This is a genomic window from Microbulbifer maximicatervae (SeqCode), from assembly GCF_052467955.1.
The window spans coordinates 3,475,825-3,496,530 of record NZ_CP174329.1 but is presented as its reverse complement, the minus strand read 5'-3'; the positions used below and the strand labels follow the sequence as shown (position 1 = coordinate 3,496,530).

The 20,706-nt window shown below is 46.3% G+C and carries 20 protein-coding genes; 12 read left to right on the top strand and 8 right to left on the bottom strand.

Annotation, left to right across the window (positions count from 1 at the left end):
* Nucleotides 1-39 precede the first annotated feature (39 nt).
* On the bottom strand, nucleotides 40-735 hold the full coding sequence (locus tag ACJJI5_RS15065) for a YecA/YgfB family protein (RefSeq protein WP_445354509.1): 696 nt from the start codon (nucleotides 733-735) through the stop codon (nucleotides 40-42).
* A gap of 784 nt (nucleotides 736-1,519) precedes the next feature.
* Nucleotides 1,520-1,765, bottom strand: coding sequence for a hypothetical protein (locus tag ACJJI5_RS15060; protein ID WP_445354508.1), 246 nt, complete (start codon nucleotides 1,763-1,765; stop codon nucleotides 1,520-1,522).
* 408 nt (nucleotides 1,766-2,173) lie between these two features.
* Between ACJJI5_RS15060 and ACJJI5_RS15055 the strand changes: the two genes are divergently transcribed.
* Nucleotides 2,174-2,728 (top strand): hypothetical protein, encoded by a 555-nt coding sequence (locus tag ACJJI5_RS15055; protein WP_445354507.1) that lies wholly within the window; start codon nucleotides 2,174-2,176, stop codon nucleotides 2,726-2,728.
* A gap of 46 nt (nucleotides 2,729-2,774) precedes the next feature.
* Here ACJJI5_RS15055 and ACJJI5_RS15050 read toward each other — a convergent pair whose 3' ends face one another.
* The 3 genes from ACJJI5_RS15050 to ACJJI5_RS15040 form a co-directional block, all read right to left on the bottom strand.
* Nucleotides 2,775-3,521, bottom strand: coding sequence for a siderophore-interacting protein (locus ACJJI5_RS15050; RefSeq protein ID WP_445354506.1), 747 nt, complete (start codon nucleotides 3,519-3,521; stop codon nucleotides 2,775-2,777).
* Nucleotides 3,522-3,526: 5 nt separating this feature from the next.
* A complete protein-coding gene (locus ACJJI5_RS15045) occupies nucleotides 3,527-3,976 on the bottom strand; it encodes a MarR family winged helix-turn-helix transcriptional regulator (protein ID WP_444917545.1) in 450 nt (149 codons plus the stop codon).
* A 168-nt stretch (nucleotides 3,977-4,144) separates the two neighbouring features.
* Nucleotides 4,145-5,869 (bottom strand): hypothetical protein, encoded by a 1,725-nt coding sequence (locus ACJJI5_RS15040; protein ID WP_445354505.1) that lies wholly within the window; start codon nucleotides 5,867-5,869, stop codon nucleotides 4,145-4,147.
* Nucleotides 5,870-6,307: 438 nt separating this feature from the next.
* On the opposite strand from ACJJI5_RS15040, the gene ACJJI5_RS15035 reads away from it, so the two are divergent.
* From ACJJI5_RS15035 to ACJJI5_RS15015, 5 genes are all read left to right on the top strand, one after another.
* Nucleotides 6,308-6,700: a hypothetical protein gene (locus tag ACJJI5_RS15035; RefSeq protein ID WP_445354504.1), complete on the top strand. Its 393-nt coding sequence runs from the start codon at nucleotides 6,308-6,310 to the stop codon at nucleotides 6,698-6,700.
* 185 nt (nucleotides 6,701-6,885) lie between these two features.
* Nucleotides 6,886-7,320, top strand: a complete 435-nt coding sequence (locus ACJJI5_RS15030) for a type 1 glutamine amidotransferase family protein (protein ID WP_445354503.1) — start codon at nucleotides 6,886-6,888, stop codon at nucleotides 7,318-7,320.
* 290 nt (nucleotides 7,321-7,610) lie between these two features.
* Entirely contained in the window at nucleotides 7,611-7,925 is a 315-nt protein-coding gene (locus ACJJI5_RS15025) for a type 1 glutamine amidotransferase family protein (RefSeq protein WP_445354502.1), read from the top strand.
* 851 nt (nucleotides 7,926-8,776) lie between these two features.
* Entirely contained in the window at nucleotides 8,777-10,000 is a 1,224-nt protein-coding gene (locus ACJJI5_RS15020) for an enterotoxin (HBL) (protein WP_445354501.1), read from the top strand.
* Between the two features lie 260 nt (nucleotides 10,001-10,260).
* A complete protein-coding gene (locus tag ACJJI5_RS15015) occupies nucleotides 10,261-10,695 on the top strand; it encodes a hypothetical protein (protein WP_445354500.1) in 435 nt (144 codons plus the stop codon).
* 82 nt (nucleotides 10,696-10,777) lie between these two features.
* Here the strand turns inward: ACJJI5_RS15015 and ACJJI5_RS15010 are convergent, their stop codons facing one another.
* A complete protein-coding gene (locus ACJJI5_RS15010; RefSeq protein WP_445354499.1) occupies nucleotides 10,778-10,909 on the bottom strand; it encodes a hypothetical protein in 132 nt (43 codons plus the stop codon).
* A 505-nt stretch (nucleotides 10,910-11,414) separates the two neighbouring features.
* On the opposite strand from ACJJI5_RS15010, the gene ACJJI5_RS15005 reads away from it, so the two are divergent.
* The 5 genes from ACJJI5_RS15005 (at nucleotide 11,415) to ACJJI5_RS14985 (ending at nucleotide 16,805) form a co-directional block, all read left to right on the top strand.
* The gene (locus tag ACJJI5_RS15005) at nucleotides 11,415-12,467 is read left to right on the top strand and encodes a DNA cytosine methyltransferase (protein WP_445354498.1); all 1,053 of its coding nucleotides are present in this window, start codon (nucleotides 11,415-11,417) and stop codon (nucleotides 12,465-12,467) included.
* A 20-nt stretch (nucleotides 12,468-12,487) separates the two neighbouring features.
* A complete protein-coding gene (locus ACJJI5_RS15000) occupies nucleotides 12,488-13,609 on the top strand; it encodes an HD domain-containing protein (RefSeq protein ID WP_445354497.1) in 1,122 nt (373 codons plus the stop codon).
* Between the two features lie 10 nt (nucleotides 13,610-13,619).
* A complete protein-coding gene (locus ACJJI5_RS14995) occupies nucleotides 13,620-15,461 on the top strand; it encodes an ORC-CDC6 family AAA ATPase (RefSeq protein ID WP_445354496.1) in 1,842 nt (613 codons plus the stop codon).
* A gap of 1 nt (nucleotide 15,462) precedes the next feature.
* Nucleotides 15,463-16,419, top strand: a complete 957-nt coding sequence (locus tag ACJJI5_RS14990) for a hypothetical protein (RefSeq protein WP_445354495.1) — start codon at nucleotides 15,463-15,465, stop codon at nucleotides 16,417-16,419.
* Between the two features lie 143 nt (nucleotides 16,420-16,562).
* On the top strand, nucleotides 16,563-16,805 hold the full coding sequence (locus ACJJI5_RS14985) for a hypothetical protein (RefSeq protein WP_445354494.1): 243 nt from the start codon (nucleotides 16,563-16,565) through the stop codon (nucleotides 16,803-16,805).
* 112 nt (nucleotides 16,806-16,917) lie between these two features.
* Here the strand turns inward: ACJJI5_RS14985 and greB are convergent, their stop codons facing one another.
* Entirely contained in the window at nucleotides 16,918-17,418 is a 501-nt protein-coding gene (greB, locus tag ACJJI5_RS14980; protein ID WP_444897666.1) for a transcription elongation factor GreB, read from the bottom strand.
* A gap of 39 nt (nucleotides 17,419-17,457) precedes the next feature.
* Entirely contained in the window at nucleotides 17,458-19,404 is a 1,947-nt protein-coding gene (locus tag ACJJI5_RS14975; protein WP_445354493.1) for a S9 family peptidase, read from the bottom strand.
* A gap of 262 nt (nucleotides 19,405-19,666) precedes the next feature.
* Here ACJJI5_RS14975 and ACJJI5_RS14970 point away from each other — a divergent pair, with 262 nt between their 5' ends.
* Complete coding sequence (locus ACJJI5_RS14970) at nucleotides 19,667-20,521, top strand: beta-keto acid cleavage family enzyme (protein ID WP_444913362.1); 855 nt, start codon at nucleotides 19,667-19,669, stop codon at nucleotides 20,519-20,521.
* The last annotated feature ends 185 nt before the right edge of the window (nucleotides 20,522-20,706 follow it).

The following is a 20,706-nucleotide window of genomic DNA, read 5'->3' as shown; positions in this document are numbered from 1 at the left end:
TTCTTGGTTTGGACTGCCCCGGATTTCTAGCTGGAGTGCTTAATGCAAACAGCAGCGTTTAAACTTTTTACCGCTGCCACAGGGGCAGGGGTCGTTGCGGCCGGTTTTGGGGTCTGCTCGGTGGGGACTGGAGTTGGTTGAGAGTTCCGGGGCCCGTTGTTGCAGCCAGTGACGGTGCAGGGCGCGGGCGGCGGGTTCTATTTGGGTGATGCTGTGCTGGTGCTCTGCATCGGTGAGGGCGCCGAGGTGATCGAAGTGTTCCTCGCGGCCGTGTAGGGCGATGGCTTGCAGCTGGGTGTCCAGTTCTGCGGGCAGGTTGGGCCATTGGCCCAGGTCGACGCCGCGCATATAGCCGAAGCACCACTCCTCGACGATGGCGAAGGGAGCTTCGCCCTCTCGCTCGGTGATACGAAACAGGGCGCTGAACTCTGCGGGGGTTTCCACCAGCATCATGGCATTGCTGTTCATCAGCTGGAACAGCAGCGCGGTAAAGCGCTGCATCTCCTCTTCACTCTGCCACTCCGGCTCATTGCCGGGGCCGCCCCAGAGGGCGGAGAACCAGCGGCTGGGGGGAATCATTTCCGGGCCGGACACCAGGGCGGTGAGAAAACCGTCCAGTTCGCAGATATCCAGCACCGAATCGTCGTTGCCGTATTTGAGCAGCACGTCCTCAATAAATTCCAGATCGGCTTCACTGATGGGTGTATCGAGATCGAGGGTTTCGCTAAATGTCATTGGGCGTCCTCCAGCAGGGCTCGGCGCTATTGCTGCTCTCTTGTCCTTTGTGTACTGCTGGGGATGGTGATTCAGCTGCCGGGTGGCGTCAAGGGTTGGGGACCGCTTGTTTCTTTAGGGGAATCGGGTTGGTTGTTTATTGTTCAGCTAGAGGTCTAGTTTTGTCGAGGGTATTGGGTCGGCAGGCTTGGTATGTTCCAATTGCTCGTCAATCTTGTAGAAGTGGGGTTCGCAGTTACTATTGGTGTTATTGGTTATATGAATAATTTCGGTGGCTACAAATAAATAGCTGTAAGTACTGAAGTGCCCATACCTGCCGGGGCCGTGTAGTTCGCCTTTTGCGATAAGGAAATGACTGCTCCAGTCTACAACCTCAATATCTGGTTGCGAACTAAACCAAATAGATTTGGGTTCGATTACTCTATCAGTTTGAGCTTCTAGAAGCTGGATGTTACAGGGCTCAAAGGTGTGCGTTTCTGGCGCTATGGCTAAGTTGTCTCTGAAGTACCCAATTAGTTTTCTATCTGTTTGATTAGTACATGTTTCGATGAGGGAAAGGGTGGTAGGAAAGTCCTGGTCTGGGGTGCGCTGGTATTCTAAGCCGCAGTTTCTACTTTTCTCAATAGTCTGCTGCGGTAAGTTATAGCCACCGAATCGCTCTCCCGCACAGCTGGATAGCAGTGGTATCGCTACTAGACGTACGTGCCTAAAAATCTCATGTTGAAATACTACCCTAAAGATCATTAGGGTGTATTTAATTGTGGGCACAATTAGTTTGTACTGTTTATTCCCCCTTTTTGGATATTGGCATCCAGCCTAAATAGGTGCGGGCATTTTCATAATGATCCATACCCACTTCCCAGGTGGTATTGGCGTCCCCATTAATAGATTTTGTTGATTTCCAGATTACCCGTACATAGCCGCGGCTGGTGGCGTCCCCTTTGTGGGGTAGGCGTTCGCGGCAACTGATCCACTGTGGGAGTTCTGGAGTGGCCACTTTGTCTGTTTTTGAGGGGGAGTGATTGATCAACTGATAACTCCTTTTGAAAACAGGGTTTTTATTGGAATTTTCTAAACCAGCTTTCTAACTCGGAAGCTTCTGCTCACTACCTAATCGCTTCGGATGAGTATAGTTGCTGTTTGTGATTTCTGCCGCCTGATAAGCTCGGTTACTGCGGAAAGTAAAGGTTAGTTTGTAAAGTCCTAGAGGGCGCCATACTAAAGTTGTTAACACCCTTGGATCTGGCACTTGAATAGTGCGGGCGGAACTTACTACCGGGGTGGAAGGAAAGAATACACCGCACTCGAGACAGGCTGTGAATACATCCCTGTAAGCTCCTAATCGGCATCCATGCCTCATAGGGTCCCAAGCGCGGTGTATTCTTTCCTTCTCCCTTTTTAGTAGGTGGCAGGTAAATCCTTTATGGAGCGGACTGGGATGATGCTAAAAGTGGCTGCTCTAGTCGTGAGTATTTTTGCGCTGTTATGGATATTGATCGCTGCGGTTAACTCTGAAGTAAGTAGCGCTGGAGGGGGCAAGCTATCCACCAACCCCTTTGAATATTGCGCGGCAGTAGTGAATGACGATAACCCAGTTAAGACTTTTACTGGACCGGCTATGCCACAGTCAATTGTTGATGGTATCAGAAGAGCGGCCAATCTCGGTGCAGAAGCGCCCGAAGATTGGGTCGCGAGGGGGACTTATTGGCGATGTATGGATGGAAGTGTCTATGCCTGCTTTGTTGGGGCTAATCTCCCCTGTGATGAGAAAGCTGACACTAGTCGGGAGCCGAGTAGTGCCATGATTTCATATTGCAAAGATAATCAAAGTTCCGGGACCGTTCCTGCGGTAGTGGCTGGCCGTGCCTCTATGTATGAATGGCGCTGTAGGTCGGGTGCCCCGGAAATTATCAGGCAGATTTCTAAACTCGATGCTCGGGGTTTTTTGTCTAATTATTGGTATCGGTTAAATAAGCCTGCTTCTGTTGAATAGGGAAAGCCTACAATCAGAGGGCTTTCTCTTCCCGCCTATCTATAAGTTATCCCTGTCCTTCCATCTTTTCATTGTCCATGCGCTTGGCGAGTTTGTGGCCTTCGTCCGACTGCCCAATTTTCCAGTAACTGGAGATATAAATATGGGTTTTGGGGATTACTCTTTCCTGCTTAAAGAATTGCCGTAGGGTGCGCATGCTGTCGAATTCGCAGGCGGCCCATACGGAGGCCTGTCCATCGAGCCAGGTTAGTGCCTGTAATTTTTCCAGGAGTTTCTCGCCGGATGGAGCCGGATTGATAATCCATTGGATTTGCAGGTTCTCTGGGTGTTCCAGCTCCTGAATATCCGCTTCACTGGACACCTCAATTAATGCGTAACCCTTTGCATCCTTGGGTAGCTCCGCAAGGTTTACACTGATAGCTGGCAGTGCAGTCATATCCCCCAATAGTAAAAACCAGTCTGCCTCGGGATTGGTCATTTTTTTGGGGCCGGGGCCGCGGGTTAAGATCGTATCGCCGGGCTGTGTTTTAAGTGCCCAGCTTAGAGCGGGCCCTTCGTGTTCATGCAGGGCGAAGTCGATATCAATTTCAGATTCACGCTGGTGCCTGATGGTATAGCTTCGCAATAGAGGACGCTCGCTTCCAGCTTGTGGAAACAGAAATTTGATATAGGCGCTTTCCTGATTGGGGGCGAGAGTTTTTAAATCATCGCCACCGAGGGTGATGCGCAGCATATTTTCAGTAATTTGTGTCCTGCGAATAACGACCAATTCTCTGGTAACTTTCTCGGCCATAGGGTTTAGCTCCTTTCGTCAGGGGTGGAGTGCTCTTTCATATTGGCGACCATTACGCTGGCAATGCGGGCGAAGTTTTCTAGCTCCTCAGTACTCAAGTTGCGAGTCATTTGCCTGGCCACTTCAGCTTCTTGTCCGCTCACTTTTTCCAGCGTGCTTATTCCGTCTGTAGTTAGTGTCAAAAACTGGCTGCGCCGATCATTGGGGTTGTCGGTCTTTTCGATTAGCCCCGAGTGCACCAGGTCGTTTAGCACTCGTGTTACTTGGGCTTTATCCAAATTCATCCGCTGGGCAATTGACCGGGCAGTACTCAGTGGAAATTTAAAGACACCTTTGAGTACCCGTATATGACTCACCGGCAAGCCAATTCGCTGCTCCTGTATGCCAGCTCGCAAACGCCGTTTGTAGGCGTGAATAAGCTGGTGGAGGGATTCATTGATTGCGGTATCTTTCATGGCGCCATGCTAACTGGTTGATAGTGTCAACTTTATTCATATTGGTTGACACTGTCAACTAAGCTCGGATGGAAGGAGGTTGGGTTGATAGCCTGTGGAGGGTAATTTGGATGGGGGTGCAGGAAGGCTGGGAAGGGGGTATCCCCTTCCCGTGAGCTTAATTAGGTGCTACCAAGTCAAGCTGATATCGGTTCCATCAAACTTTACATCTGAATCGTACACATACTTCAAGGTGCCTTTCCAGAAGGAGCCGTGCCATTCCCAGTCGGCATCGTAACTGACTTCATTGAGCACCTTCTGTCTAAAAGCATCAAAGCTGCCGTAGCGCTCTTCACTTCCCATAATGACGACCCAGGTCTGCTCGTTCCAATCACAGGTCACAGTGTTGGAGTCACCGTTGCCACAGGGGTAGCGGACGGCAACGTATCCATCATCTTCCCTACCAAACTTCCAGTTACCACTGCGGGACTCCTCCTCGAACTCTTCGGGCCACTGTAGAGCGACATCGGAGCCGCCGGAGTGAAACAGTTCTATCTCCGGGTAGGGGTTGTATTGGATCACGGCGACATTGTTTACCTGCTTTATTTTCGGCAGGTGGTCATTTTGCATGGTGCTATTGCCGTCGCCGACTTTTGCCCAGATAGATTGGGAACCGGTGGTGGCTATCCAGGGGGTTTGCTGGTAGCCCTGGCGGCCTCCCCAATAATTCTGGATGGAGTGCATCATGACTCCGCCATCTTTGTACATGGAGAAGTTGGCCGAGGAGAGGACAGAGCTGCGGCTGAATACAGCCCCGGCCTTGGCGGCCGCAGGGGCGGCTGCTTCTGATAGTCCCAGGAACTGGTCAAATGCTTTGAGCCCCTCATAACCTTCGAGTTGGTATTTGCTGGCGAACCAGGCGGTATCCGCTGCGACATCGGGGTGGAAGTAGGCTCCCTGGCTCCAATAGAAGGGTACGCGCTCTTCCCGGGGAAAGTCTGCATAGATCTCGTTTCTAGCATCTCCCAGCGAATGGCCGACTGAATAATTTATGTTGAGACCTTTACCGAAATATTCGAAAACCTCATCGGTGATTTCCAATCCGGAAGTGGCGAGCATTACACCGGCGGGACTGGGGGTGCGTACTGACTCTTTGCCCAGACCTGTCAGGAGGTAGATAATCCGGTTGATATTCCCTCCGGACCCATTGCGGCGGTAGCCGTCATTACTACGCCCGGCTGCGGCGAAGTTGATCCCCTGGTCGTTGGTCACCAATAAGATATCTTGCAGCAAGCGATGAGCAGCGCCGATTGCAAGTTCACGGATTTCCTCATCCTCTGCAAAGTCTACGAGGTTTAGCAGTGCCGAGAGGGTATAGGGGTAGTAAACAGGGGAGTAAAACTCATAGTAACCATATTGGTTCTTCACTTCCAGATAACGCTTTAGGCGCTTATAAGTTCTGTCGTCCTCAAATGCCCCATATTTCTCCTGGAGGAGATATTGGGCAGAGGTGTACATGATCATATGGTTTTCTGAAGCAAAGACATGGTCACCCGTCCTGCCTTCTTTAAACCAGAAGTGATAGCCGTCGAGTGCGGCAAAGAGTTCGTCTTTTATTTCGGGGCGGAAGAATAAGATGCGGATTAGGCGGGTGAGAGTGAAGTCAGAATTTTTCTTGCCGCCGTTGCGGAGTACATCCAGGTTCTTATTTAGCGCATCCCAGTTGAGATCATCACCGGTGTATGCCTGAAGTACGACGGCAGTATCGTTGGTAGAGGTGACTCCTTCCTCAATATATTGTAGCTGCCTGTCAATATAGGCGCTCTCATCAAAGGACTGGGCTTGAGACGTCGCTGACTGGATCGCCAATCCTAATATAATCGGGTACAGCACTCCTGCTGATGGCACTTTCATAAGTACTAGTTCCTATTTGGTTTTAATTGATTTATAAAATAAATACAAGCGTACCACTTATCTATTACATAAATTAGGCGCTTGAGAAGCTAGTTATTTTCTTTCGGGATTAGTTGCAAAAACGATCAGCGGATATTGCTGGTTCTCAAATTGAAAATATTTTTTAAGTCGTCATTCTTGAGAAGTAGGGGGCTAGTGCTTTATCTAATTTTTCTAGCGTTTCTGCTGTGTCTAATTGGTACGCAGACGTACTCAAGATAAATCTGGTTTATGCTCTGTATTGTTGGGTAGGTAAAGTAGAAAAGTTACTCAGTCATCTCGGGTGGGGCTGTGATTCGTGCGTTAGGCTATTTTCCGTTGAGTGACGATGGTTCTTCTATATTGTGGTTTGATTCGCGAGTAAATATTGCAGTGTTCCTACAATTCTAGGAGAGGGAGATGAAAAACCTACTGATATTCTTCGCAGCCGGAAGTCTTGGTGCTTTGGCAAACAGTATTGCGGTGTGGCTATTTGGCCAGTTGGGGATTAATGCCGCTTTTGGCGTATCAATTGCTCCTCCTCTATCTCCTGAGTGGCTTTATCCTCGTATTGTTTGGGGTGGCTTATGGGGACTGCTATTTATTCTTCCATTCTGGTCATCAAAGTTACTTCTAAAAGGAGCTCTTCTTAGTTTGTTTCCCTCTGCATTTCAATTGTTTGTAGTTTTCCCTGTGATGGCTGGGAAGGGTGTTGCTGGATTTGAGTTGGGAGTCTTAACACCAGTCCTGGTGTTATTTTTCAATTGGATTTGGGGTGTTGTTACTGCCCTAACTATCAAGGCTGCTCGCTAATAGGGTGTTAACTTTGTGGTGGTAGGCTTGGCGCTATAGAAATGTTGGCCGTTGTTACTTCAGGGGCAGTTTGACCTCGTTATATCGCTTTTCTCCTGCAAGCTATCGATCTTATGTCAAGGTTGTACGTTACTCATGTAATCTATCTATTTCGTATCAAAGTTATTCGAATGGGGAAGTTGAACGTGAGAAAAACGGCAAAAATCTGTAGCCTTATCTGCTCTATGATAATTCTTGTGACGGGCTTTATTACACCTTCACAAGCAGCTGAGACTAAGCGGATACTAATCGTTGCTTCTAATCTTCAGGATATGGGTGATCCGGAGAAGCATGATGCGAGAAATAATTTGTGGGAGTACGCTCCGCCTTACCATATTTTTGTTTCCCATGGGTATGACGTGGACTTTGTTTCGCCAAAAGGTGGGGTGGTCCCGTTTATGATGGATCCACTGGGAATTAGTAGTTACACCATCAAACATGAAGGTTTTTTAGAGCGGGCTAATAGTTCACTAAAGCCTGAGCAAGTAGTTATAGAGAATTATGCAGCTGTTTATATCGGTGGAGGCTATGGAACCTTATTTGATGTGGCATCTAATCGTGAGCTGCTAAGGAGCCTCTGAATAACTCCGTAATGCCTCTGCGGGTCTTGAAGGCTGCAGATGTTAGGCGCAGCTCGCCGCGAATGGCCGTAGCCCTTTGCAAGAGCTGCAACGCAGCAGCTGTGGCCTTCAAGGCCCGCCCTTCGGGGCTTGCAGAGCGATTCACACTCCGCGTTGCGACTTCTTGAAAGGTCTAGACATTCCTGCGAAGCCGCGCCTTGATTGTGAACCGCTCTGCATGCCAGAGGTATCACGGAGTTATTCAGAGGCTCCCTAATATTATGGGTGGGATTTACCAGAAAGGGGGAGTTGTGGGCAGCTGTGGTCATGGGGCAGGTGCGTTTGCCGATGTGAAGCTGAAAGATGGCCACTATATGGTAAAGGGCAAGAAGGTTGCCGGTTTCCCGGACTCCACAGAAAAAGAGAAGTCTTGGGCTAAGCAGGGTACTTTATTACCGTTCTTGGTAGAGGAACGCCTTCGAGAAAATGGAGCCATTATTATTAATAAGGGTAATGTTGCTGATAAGCATGATGTAATATCTGATCAGCGTATTGTTTCTACAATGTTTTTACCTTCTTCTGCGCTGGTTGCAAAAGAAATGCTGGGTTTAATCGAGAGCAAATAAGCTATTCCAGTACTTTATTGTGTATTTGCTCTATCGTTAGGCAGTCATTCTGCGGGTCAAACTCTAACGAGTTTGGCCTCAATGCGACCAATCTCTACCTGTTAGTTTCAATATACGATAGCGCGGGCATGCCAACTTGGGATCACTCGATCGCCCTGTAGCTTAACCTTGTCTCTGCATATTTATCTGCCATTCTTTCTAAAGGGAACTGAAATCGGCGGCAATGAATATGCGTCCATTTGTTGTATTAATAATATCGATAACTTTGGGGAAGCTGGCCTATATGTTCAGCCCCTCTCTGGGTAATAACGTAATAGTGGCTCTATTGGCCTTATTGGGTGTAGTTCCCTATTTGTTAATGCCGATTAGATCCGAGTTTTTCCGGGCGCAAATTCTTCAATGGGCTAAACAGAATGATATTGGCGTTTTGAGACTCGAGAGTAGGGGGTTTTCCAAAGGACGATTGTTTTGGCGTGTATCTGATGCGCAAAGCGTCTTCTGTGTCACCTCAAAAAAAGATACTTATTGGGTGGCGTGTGGCTCGTGGTTGCTGGGTTCTTATAGTCGGAAGCTACTGGTCTACAAACAGGTTGGAAGTGTTCTGGACTTGGTTGCAGCATTTGACGGAGATAATTGCCTGGTTGAGTGACTCTGTTTGGCGGTTATTTGCCTTAAGAGTTCGCCTTAATAGCAGCAATGTGAATATAAATATATTTTTGTTTGCGATTCATTATAAGAAGTAACCCATTGATTATAAAAAAGCCTGATATATTTGGCCGCGGTTCAACAAAGGTGTTTTCCATGGCGTTTCGCTGGTTTCATCTTTAATTTTCATTAAGAGAGAAATAAATATGTCACAGGTAAGTGATGACTTAGATTTGGTGGCGAAGAAAACGTCCAGCCCAGTGGTGGTGAAACTTTCATTAGCCAAAGCGTTTAAGAAAAGTGCCGAACCTATACGTGATACCCAGAATACTTATAAGCAAAATGTTGTGGCGATCAATACGCTGGTTACCAGCGTGTTGTCTTCGAGTTTACCCACCTTAAATCAAAACCCGCCGGATTGGAGTGATTTTGTAACAGCCTATACTCAGGCCAATTCAGATGCTTTGGATTGGGTGAATAATGTACTTGCCAGGCTTCTGGATGTGCCTGGTGAAGTACAGAGCTATAACAGTGTTATCAGCCAGCTGTTACAGGATGCCCTTTCTCAAGCGAATATCCTCAAAAATGACCCGAGTAATAGTTCTGCACTTCAGATACTCAAAAATGACTTGAACTCTATTACCTCGCAACTGGGGATTGTTTCAACATTTATCAGTGGTGCGATTAAGGCAATTCAAGGGTTTCAAGACAAATTGCCTGATATGGCGACTCAATTGCAGTCAATTGCTGACAATTCTGTAAAGGATTCCCAGGCTGACGAGAAGAAAATTGCTGATCTAAAGCAGGATATCAAGAATTTACAGGCAGATATCAAATCCCTGACTGCCAGCATCGTTGCTCTGGGTATTGCCGATGCCACTGCTATCTCTCTGGGGACGGTTGCTTCTATCGTGGCTTTTCCTGAGGGCTTGTTGACCTGGTTTGTGATGGGGCCTGTGGCAGCTGTGGCATCAACCTTTATTGCACTGGATGCTGCAAAAATTGTTGCAGATCAAAAGAGTATTCAGGATAAACAGGCAGAGATGGACCTGATCACTGCTGATGTATCCACTCTACAAATGTTGTCTCAGAGCTTTGGGCAGCTAGCAGAAGAAACCCAGCAAGTTGAAGATAACTTAGGGGCTGTGTTGCAAGAGTGGCAAACGCTTGAAAGTGATGTTTCCGGTGCGATAAGTGATATTCAAACTGCGATCTCTGATGACGAGGGCGCGAACTATACAGCGGTTATTAATGACCTCAACGAAGCGGTGGCTGAGTGGAACGATGCCTATTCCCAAGCGGGAAGCCTGTTTATTGAGCTCAACGTGAACAATGCAGATTTGAAAATTGGAATGAGTTCAGAGCAGGTTAAATCGGCTTTTTCTGTTGGAAGTACTGTTGGCGTGATTCAGTATTATAATACTCTATAAGAATTGTTTTTTTAGTTTTGCTGAAGGCTTACCCAAAAAGGTAAGCCTTTTTTGGCTTTTGATAAAGGTGTACAGGTTCGCTTTCTAAGGTTGTTACAGAATGGCCATCGATTTTTACTTGGGGCTCAAACCATTTCTATGGGCACATTTCAATCCGCGTATTTGTAAGCGATTCTAGATTATCCATCTAGTGTTTTGGAAAACGGTGACCTGAGATACTATAGTCGCACTTCGGCAGACCTTAAAAGTGTACAAGCCTCATGAATGATATTTATAAAGCGCCTAAAAGTGAATTAAATACCAGTAAGTACCACTCTTTGATTGAGAAGTTACTGAAAGAGCAGAGTATGCCCCTCTCGATATTTGCAGTGTTATTAGGTACTTTAGGTACGCTGGTTCTGCTCTCATTTGCCCGCGGTATTATCCCTTTGTACGTTTATGTGATCCCAGGATTTATTGCAGGTATCCTCGTTAAGTTTATGGGGCGGCCTGTTACAACACCCTACCGTGCGATTCCTGGGTTGTTGAGTGGGGTGATCGTCTCTATCTGGGTGAGCTTAGGGGGAATTTCCATTTATACATTTTTACTTCCACTACTAAACATCTTGTGTTGCTTGGCTGTGTCAAGGCGCCGATTAAACTATGAGGAGGAGAAAGCGTTGTATAAGTATCGGCATGGATTGGTGAAGTTATGATAATGACTATCTCAGCTTGGTTGTTTAGAGGTCGTATTTAGTTCTATAAGTACGACCTCTTTATAGACTCTGGAGGCCGAAACTACTCCTCGTAACGAATGTCAGTAATATAAAAAGCCTGCCACTTTTCCCCCTGACGGATATCCACTTCATCATCGAGCTTGCGCCCTCTGCGGTGATGTAGTGGGAGCCGCGTAGACGCGGCGGTCTCCATCTTCCCATAGTATTTTTTTAAACTCTTTTTTATTCAATATTATTTAGTTATAGGTTTGCGATGGTAACTCCCAGGCCGGATTCTGCGGGCGGGAAATTAAATATGCGGCTGTAGAATTCAAGCTCTCCCTAGAGGGCTAACTTGATGCTGTCGCCACTGCGGAAGCCATGCCCTTTCTTGGCAAATGTAATAAAGACACCGGAATACCTCGCTCCCTCAGGGCATCCACCATGGTTTCAGCTTGGTTGGGTGGAATAGGGATTGGAGTATCTGTAGGTGTGGTCCTTAGATTTTCTGTGCAGTTTGGACGCTAGAGGCTGGCTACATCGAAGCCTTCTCAACCCCAAAGGCCTATTTATTGTTGCTAAATGGACAGGACTGCCCAAATAGAGCCACTTGACTGGTTTATTATTGATCAGTTGGTGTGTTTTTTGGCCTCTGCGTTGACCTTTATCTAGTAAACATTTACGCTGCGCCTAATAAATCGATAATGTAATATCAGAGAATGATTGGAATAGACCTATTTTCTGGCGCAGGAGGCATGTCACTGGGGGCTCTCGGTGCTGGTATCGACGTACAGCAAGTTGTTGAGGCTGATAAATATGCAGCCGCAACCTACTTGGCCAATCACCAACCTCTACATGGCGTATTTGCCGACGATATTAGAAAGTTTCGGCACCAGCCAGTACAAAACCGAGACAATGAGGGGTTGATCGTTTTTGGTGGGCCGCCTTGTCAGGGTTTTTCAACATCAAACCAAAAAACTCGCTCTATCGATAACGAGAAAAATTGGCTTTTTCAAGAGTTTGTTCGTGTGGTTCGGGAAGCTCAACCGGACTGGTTTGTTTTCGAAAATGTCAGGGGGATTTTGGAAACGGAAGGAGGGATCTTCGTTGAGCAAATCGTAGAGGAGTTTGAACGTATTGGCTTCACTGTTTCGACTAAATTGTTGCACGCAACAGATTATGGTGTGCCGCAAAAAAGAGCCAGATTTTTTATTATAGGTTCTTCGCATGGAATAACCTATCGGTTCCCTGATCCTACTCACAATACTCCAGTAACTGTTGATGAGGCTATCAATGATTTACCGTTCATACATAATGGTGCAAATCAGTGTCGCTTGGAGTACTCAAACGAAGCTAATACTTCCTATATAAAGGGGTTGAGAGGAAGAAAAAAGAGTTGCAATAATAACCTCGTGACTAGAAATAGCGATCTCATTGTGGAGCGATATCGTCATATTCCTCAAGGTGGGAATTGGGAAGATATACCTGATGACTTAATGGGAAATTATGCAGATAAGTCAAGATGCCACACGGGCATCTATCGCAGACTTAAGCTTGATGCTCCATCTGTGGTTATTGGCAATTACCGAAAAAATATGCTTATACACCCAACTCAAGATCGAGGTTTGTCGGTCAGAGAGGCGGCTAGACTCCAATCCTTTCCTGATAAATTTATTTTTAAAGGGTCAATAGGGTTTCAGCAACAGCAGGTGGGAAACGCTGTTCCACCTCTCCTAGCTAAGGCAATTTTTAACAAGATATTTACTGAATAAGGCTAATGGAACGGCATAGCATGAGTGAGCAAAAGCACTTATTACCGCTAGAGAATTATTTAAAGGAAAAGGTAGCCTCTGACCCTCATTCCTTTCCGCAGAGAGAGGAAAATTATTTTGACCAGTATCAGAATATTAAGGCGTGGCTAACCAGGCGACATTTTAGAGATGCCAATGCCGGGCTTGCAACAGATGGCAATAGATATACTCAGCATGATCTCGGTCATGTCAATGATGTTATTGAAGTTGCTGGGTGCATGCTTAGAATCAAGCAAGATGAGAGCCTTTTAACAGGGTTTGAAGCATATGTTTTACTAGTGGCGATTTTACTTCATGACTCTGGAAATGCTGAAGGCCGCGAAAGTCATGAGAAAAAAACCGCCAGTATAATTCGTCAGATGGGTGATGTGGCAGGAACGGGTACTCAGGAGAAGCGCTTAATCGCCAAAATTGCACAGGCGCATGGTGGAAATGCACAGTACAACAATATTACCACGAAGGACACGATTACCACTCTTATTGACTCTATCTATAGTACATTTCCGAATGATGTAAAAGTACGACCAAGGTTAATCGCGGCTATACTCAGATTATCTGATGAGCTTGCAGAAAAGCCTTCTCGCGCTAACTCAGTTGCAATTGAAGAGGCGTACTCTGAAGAGAAGACTGACTTTTCCCCTGATGTCATTCATAATCTCTACTGCCATATAATACAAATCACAGTCCTTCCTGAAAGTCATGAAATAAAGCTTAGCTTTGATGTTGACAAAAAGCTCATTACTAAAAAGTTTAAGATCGAGAAAAAGTCTCCTAGCGGTGAGAAGGAGGTCAAAGATATATTTTTAGTTGACTATATTGCAGATAGGCTTCAGAAATCAGATCGAGAGCGAAGATATTGTAATCGTTTCTTGATGGGGCTTTTGCATTTCGATCTAATTAGCTCAACTCTGGAAATAACTAACGAATATGAAACGCTCGAAACTATAGATATACGAGTTGAAGAGAGAGGTTTTCCTGATTCTGATGGTGGCCCCCAAATATCCAGTATAAATAAGCGTTTTTGTGGCCAAACGCTGCATGATAATTATGCAGATACTGCAGATACTGCAGATACTGCAGATACTGCAGATACTGTAGAGTGAGGAGTTGGTGATGAGTCTCGAAGAGCAGGTTATTGAAAATCCTTTTTCTGGTAAAAAGCCAGATGAAATGTCTCCATCCTACGTTGCAAAGTATTTTGTAGATACTCATACAGATTTTAAAAAAATTCTTGAGCCTGGAAACTCTTTCATCAATGGTGCAAGAGGCACAGGAAAGAGCATGCTGTTAAGAAGTTTAGAAATGACAGTTGCGGCAGAAAGAGCGAATCTTGAAAGTATTGGGGGACTGGAATATGTAGGGATTCATGTACCTCTTAGAAAAGAAGATTTTGGGATTACAGAGTTAAGTTCAATGATTGGCTTTGAAGGCTCTTCTATAGGTGAGCACCTTCTTACAATGTCAATAACTTACCACTTAATTCGTAATCTGATCGAGTCTAAAGATAAGCTTGATCTTACTAAGGTGGACACATTTGCTGGTAATTTTATAGAGCTATACGAGATATGTGGTGGAGCTACTAGTAAATTAGATTGCAGTCTTAAGCCTGAAGATAAGCTCCATTCGCTGCAAGTTGTTTGCGAACGATCTAGCTCCCAAATTAGGCAGCACGCTAAAAGAGCATCCATCAATAATGATACACCTGCGTATAATGGTGCTCTATGTGGTTTGAGGGACTTTTTCCTCCCTTTAATTGAGGAATCAAAGTACATCGGTTATATACCGAATAAGCCATTTTTCATTATGCTAGATGATGCTGATAACTTACCAAAGAGTATGCAACGGATTATAAATTCTTGGATATCTATGAGGATTTATCCAAAGATTTGCCTGAAAGTATCAACGCAACTTGCTTACGCAACCTATAGGACACTTGATAATCGGAGAATAGAATCTCCTCATGATTACAACACTATCGATGTTGGCTCTGTTTACACAAACAGAGCTGATCGTTATTCGCAACGAGTGGAAGAAATTGTTCAAAAAAGGCTAGACCTTGCCGGAATAGCTGTTTCTCCAAGGGATTTTTTCCCGGTAAATATGAAACAAAGAAAAAGGCTGGAGGAAATCAAGGAAGAAATAAGACTTAGATTCCATCAAACTAGGGAAAATCCAGGCAGGAAGGGTAGTACACGAGCTAGTGACGAGGTAACAAGGTATGCCGTTCCCCAGCTTATGAGAGAGTTGCACGGAAGTAAGTCAAGTCATACATTCAGCTATGCGGGCTACGACTCGTTGGTGAATCTATCATCTGGAATTATTCGATGGTTTCTTGAGCCCGCAGCACAAATGTTTGATGAAGTGACCTCAGCATCAAATTCTTCCATTGCGGAAATACCAGTAAGTATACAAGATAGAGTCATAGAGCGATGGTCAAAAGAATTTGCTGATGAGCTTGTCCTGCCAGAATGTGATGATGAATTTGATATCGTTGCAAATACAGAAGATGCGAGCTTACATCAAATACACAGCTCTGATCTTCTTTATAAGCTACACAACTTGGTATCAGCTCTTGGTCTATTCTTTAGAAATAGAATTCTAGATGAGAATGCTTCTGAGCAACGGGCATTCTCAGTTGTTGTAAGGCAGGACATACCCAAACAGCTTCAAGAAGTTCTTTCTCTAGGGATAAGGCTTGGGTATTTACAAAGATCTGATAATTCTGCGAAAGAAATAAATGCCACCAGAAGACCTAGATATATCCTTGCTCGTCGACTTGGGCCAAATTTCAAATTGGATATTTCTGGGTATGCAGCGCATCTTTCAGTTACAGCAGGTCAACTTGAAATGGCGATACAGTCACCAAAAAGCTTTGTTAACCTGAAAACTAAACCTGTAAATTATTTTAGTAACTCGAATCAATTTACGTTAGAGCTAGACATAGATGGTAATTAAAATGACTAATCAAAAGTTACCCTTATCTAAGCTTAATGAATGCTTTCAAAATAAAAAAATAAATTTAGTTGCTAGATCAAGCTTTGAAGCTCGCTGGGCCTTATCACTGGGCGAATTAAAAAACTTAGAGTCGATAACTATCTTAGAGTCGGACAATATCAGTCAAGAGGCTCTAGAGACATACAGTTTGATTGATGAATTTTTTTTTGAAAAATCAAAAAAAATGAAACTATCTAAGTCTGACCCCCAGAAAACATATCGCCAGATAAAAACCTCCTTCGAGAACACCTTTGTTTTCGATTCAACATACTTGAATGTGGTTGATATATCTTCTTTTAGAAGAGAGGAGCTCTTTATGGCTTTGTTACTTCTAAAGGAGCTTTTTGAAGCGAATGCGTCATTTGATTGTAGGTTGATTTATGTTGAAGCTGATAATATGGATGAGGACTGGCTTAGCAGGAATACTGCAGAAATTAGGACGGTGCTAGGTTACTCTGGTGATCCGATGCAGTCAAAAAAGACCTGCGTTATTAGTATGGTTGGACATGAGCTTAATAGAGTAAAAGACATTATTGATGTTTATGATCCCAGTAAGTTAATGATTGGTAGGGGTATGCAGTCGGAGTCTATAAATACTGTATTAAGCCGTCGAAATGAAATTTTTTACAGGGAATTAAGTTCATACTACGGAAATCAATGTTCAAAATTTGAGTTTTCTTTGTTAGATCCAGTCAAGGTAAGGGACCAGTTGTCCGAGTTATGTAAGGATGACGGTTATAATTACGTTATTGCGCCTTTTAATAATAAAATTTCTTGCATAGGGGTAAGCTTGTTTGCCTTAGAAAACCCTGGTGTTCAAGTTTGTTACAGTGTTATGAGTGAATACAATAGATCTACCTATTCTACTCCTGGAAATCATGTTCATATTTTGGATTTAAATGTTTTTTGGAAAGGGTAAGCGACTTTAATGAAGGTTATACGTAATGAAGGTTATACGTTATCCTTCAACGCTAAAAAAAACCATAAAAAAACCCAGCAAGTTGAAGATAATTTACAGGCCGTGTTGCATGAGCGGCAAGAATTGAAAGTGATATTTCTGATGTGATAAGTGATATTCAAACTGCGATCTCTGATGAAGAGGGGGCAAACTATACAGCGGTTATCAATGACCTCAACGAGGCGGTGGCCGAGTGGAATGATGCTTATTCCCAAGCGGGCAGCCTGTTTATTCAGCTCAACGTGAACAATGCAGAATTGGAAATTGGAATGAGTTCAGAGCAGGTTAAATCTGCTTTTGCTGGTGGAAGCACTGTTGGTGTGATTCAGTATTATAATAATCTCTGAGAATGCTCTTGCAGTTTGGCGTTGAAGGCTTATTCCACAAGAATAAGCCTTTTTAATCACGGGATTGCTAAATTGACTCCCCCAAACTAAGTAATTGAGAGCGCCAAGATCTCTACTCCTCGTAACGAATGTCAGTAATATAGAAAGCCTGCCACTTTTCCCCCTGACGGATGTCCACTTCATCATCGAGCTTGCGCCCTAATAAGGCACGGGCAACGGGGGAGTCCATGGATATCAAGCCTGCTTTTACATCGAATTCATCGGGTCCCACAATACGGTAGCAAACGCTCTCTCCCTCATCATCTTCAAGCGTTACCCAGGCCCCAAAAAAAACCTTTTCCTTATCGTCCGGTATTCGATCGACAACAGTAATCTCTTCCAGGCGCTTGGTTAGAAAGCGCACGCGGCTGTCGATTTCCCGCAGTCTTTTTTTACCGTAGATATAGTCAGCGTTTTCCGAGCGATCTCCCAGCTTGGCGGCGTCGCTAACCGCTTGGGTTACCCGGGGGCGTTCCTCCTCCCAGAGGTGCTTAACTTCGGCGCGCATACGTTGCGCGCCCTCTGCAGTGATGTAGCGGGAGCCGCGTGGACGCGGCGGTCTCCATCTTCCCATAGTATTTTTTTAAACTCTTTTTAATTCAATATTGTTTAATTATAGGTTTTCGATGGTAATTCCCGGGCCGGGTTCTGCGAGCGGGAAATTAAATATGCGGCTGTAGAATTCAAGCTCTCCCTCAAGAGCCAACTTGATACTGTCGCCACTGCGGAACCCATGTCCTTCGTTGGCAAATGTAATATAAGACACCGGAATGCCGCGCTCCCTCAGGGCATCCACCATGGTTTCGGCTTGGTTGGGTGGTACTACCTTGTCCTCCATGCCCTGGAAGAAAATCACGGGGCAATTCAGCTTTTCCACATCGTTAATGGGTGAGCGCTGAAGGTAGATTTTTTCTGCGGAAGGCCAGGGTCCTACCAGTTTATCCAGATAGCGGGACTCAAACTTGTGGGTGTCTTTGGCGAGGCTACTCAATTCCCCGATTCCATAATGGCTGGCACCTGCTTTAAAGGTATCGTGGTAAGTCAACGCTGCCAGAACCGTGTAACCGCCGGCACTACCGCCTTTGATCAGCAGGCGATTGGGGTCGGCGAGCCCATCTTCTACCAGGTATTCTGCACCAGCGCAGACATCTTCCACGTCATAGATGCCCCATTTATCGGCGAGGCGGTCCCGATACTTGCGGCCATAGCCGGTACTGCCGGAGTAGTTTACGTCCAAAATGGCGAATCCCCGGCTTGTCCAGTATTGAACTTTCAGGCTGAGGCCTGCTGATGTAGCGCCGGTGGGGCCTCCATGACTAAATACAATCAGCGGTGGCTTGTCGCCACTGGGTGCTTGGAAGTTGGGGTTGTGGGGTGGGTAATAAAACCCGTGTACCGCGCGATTATCCACTTGGAAAGTGACGGCTTGAGCGATGGAGAATAAATCGGTTGGCAGCGAGCTGCTATTGCTACTGGCAATCTGTTCCGTTTTACCCGTCTTTTGGTTAAAGCTAATAACAGCGGGAAAGCTCTCTGCACCTGCGGCAATCATCACCCCGCTGCCATTTTCACAGTGCAAGCTTTCGATATCACAATAAGGCTGGGGAAGAGTTTGATGCTCTCCGCTTTTTATGTCGACCTTACCAAGGTGCCAAGTGCCATTCTGGGTGAAGGTACAGAGGATTTCCGTGGAGTTAATGAAGCCGTAAGTGGACATCCCAAATACCCACTGTGGTGTGGCGAATTCTGCTTCTTTTTTCCACAAGGGTTCGCTTTGTCCCAGCCTATATAGGTTCCACCAGTTGTTGCGATCAGAGACATAGCAGAGTTCGCCCTCAGGAGACCACTGGGGCTGAAAGACGGATTCATTCTCACCGCCGGCTACTTGGGTGACTTCATCGATATCTCCCGCCTGATCGAGTTTGGCGATACAGAGCTCTGTTGCGTCCCAGGGGAGGTTAGGGTGGTGCCAGCGCAGAAATGCGAGTCGATCACCGGCCGGATTCAGGGTTGGGTTCGAATAAAAGTCTGCCCCTTCTTGAAGGATTGTCGGCGGATTTGCCAGTGGGTTGTTTAGGTCTACCGCGATAATGCGCGCACGGGGTTCCTCGCCCTGCTGGTGGCCACTGGTATCTTCCTCGACACAAATTAATCGATTTCTCAGGGGGTCGACAATCAGATTGGCGTAGCGGGAGCTATTTTCTGCGGTGATTGCTTCGGGGATCGCATTGTCGAGCTTCATGCGATAAATGCGCTGATCTTCTGCCAGTACGAAATAGGCGGTGTCACCGTAAACAAGATAACTGCCGCCTCCATATTCATGGGCCTTGGTGCGTACGGCGATAGGGGCGGGGGTGAGATCTCTGCGCCCATTTTTTGGACAATACTGCACCAGTACATTCCTGCCTTTTTCAGACGGGCGGGACTCCAGCCAGTAATAGCGGCCATCTACTAAATTGGTTTCTGCCAGGCGAACGCTGCCCTCCACGAGAAGTTCTGCGTTGATTGCAGATTTCCAGCTGCCGTAAGGGGCGATGGTTGGAGTGATAGTCTCGCTCATGAGGTACTTACTTCCTTATTGGGTTTTTTCGCATTCTGCCGAGATGAATCCGGGGAAACAAGGTGCCTTGGCGGGGGCCCTATGATAGTCTCGCGTAACCAAGCAAGCGCTTGGTGCTGTATTTTGTCGATGCACTATCCAGAATCAGCTCTTCCACTCGCTCTGGTCCTTTTACGATCAGTTGGTGTTGTAGGAGCGGCGCTCAACGCTGGATAGCCCTGTAAACAGCGGCCTTAACAAAGATAATTCAGGAGAGCCAGCGATGTCTGATGAAGTGGTGATTACTTGCGCCCTAACCGGAGTGCTTACCAACCCCCAGCAGCACCCGGTCCCGGTAACCCCCAAGGAAATGGCGGAATCCGCCCGTGAAGCCTACGATGCGGGGGCTTCCGTTATGCATGTTCATTTCCGCGCGCAAGAGGAAAATAAAGGCCATTTACCCACCTGGGACCCGCAAATAGCCTTGGAAATTGCCGATGCAATTCGCGATAAATGCCCTGGCGTTATTCTAAATTTTTCAACTGGCACTATCGGACGGGATCAGCAAGGCCCCTTGAGTTGTGTGCGTGCCGGTAAGCCGGAAATTGCCGCCTGTAATGCGGGAAGCCTGAACTATTTAAAGGCGCGATCCAACGGCACCTGGGCTTGGCCACCCATGGTATTTGATAATCCGGTCGATAAGGTAGAGGAGCTGTTGGCAGTTTGTCGGGAGACCGGTACCCGCCCGGAATTTGAGTGCTTTGATATCGGTATCGTTCGCTCTGTGGGAATGTATGCGGATGTAGGGATGGTGGATAAGCCCAACTACAACCTGGTGATGGGAGTGGCTTCAGGTATGCCTGCCGATCCCGATTTGCTGGAAATTATTCCAAAATATATGAAGCCCGGCAGCTTATGGCAGAGCACAGTGATCGGCCGTGAGGAAATCTGGCCGGTGCATCGCAAGACTGCAGAATTGGGCGGCCATTTGCGCACTGGAGTTGAAGATACCTTTTACTTGCCGGGAGGAGAGCGAACTTCAGGGAATGGTCAATTGATTGAGGCTCTTGCGGCTGTAGCTGAAGAGACTGGGCGAAAGGTGGTGTCCCCGAGTCGGGCGCGAGAGATTTTCTGCTAAAAGCAGCATGCGCCAATGTTTGCGTCCGGCCCCTTGCTGCGGAATTACTTTCCGAGGCTGTAGACTGTCAGCTATTACTTTTCTTCCTTTTGGGCCGCATCAGAATACTGATGCGGCTCTGTCATACGGAGCCGATGGGCTCTGTTTTTCCAGCATTAACTCCAAGGTGACTAGTAGATTGGCCT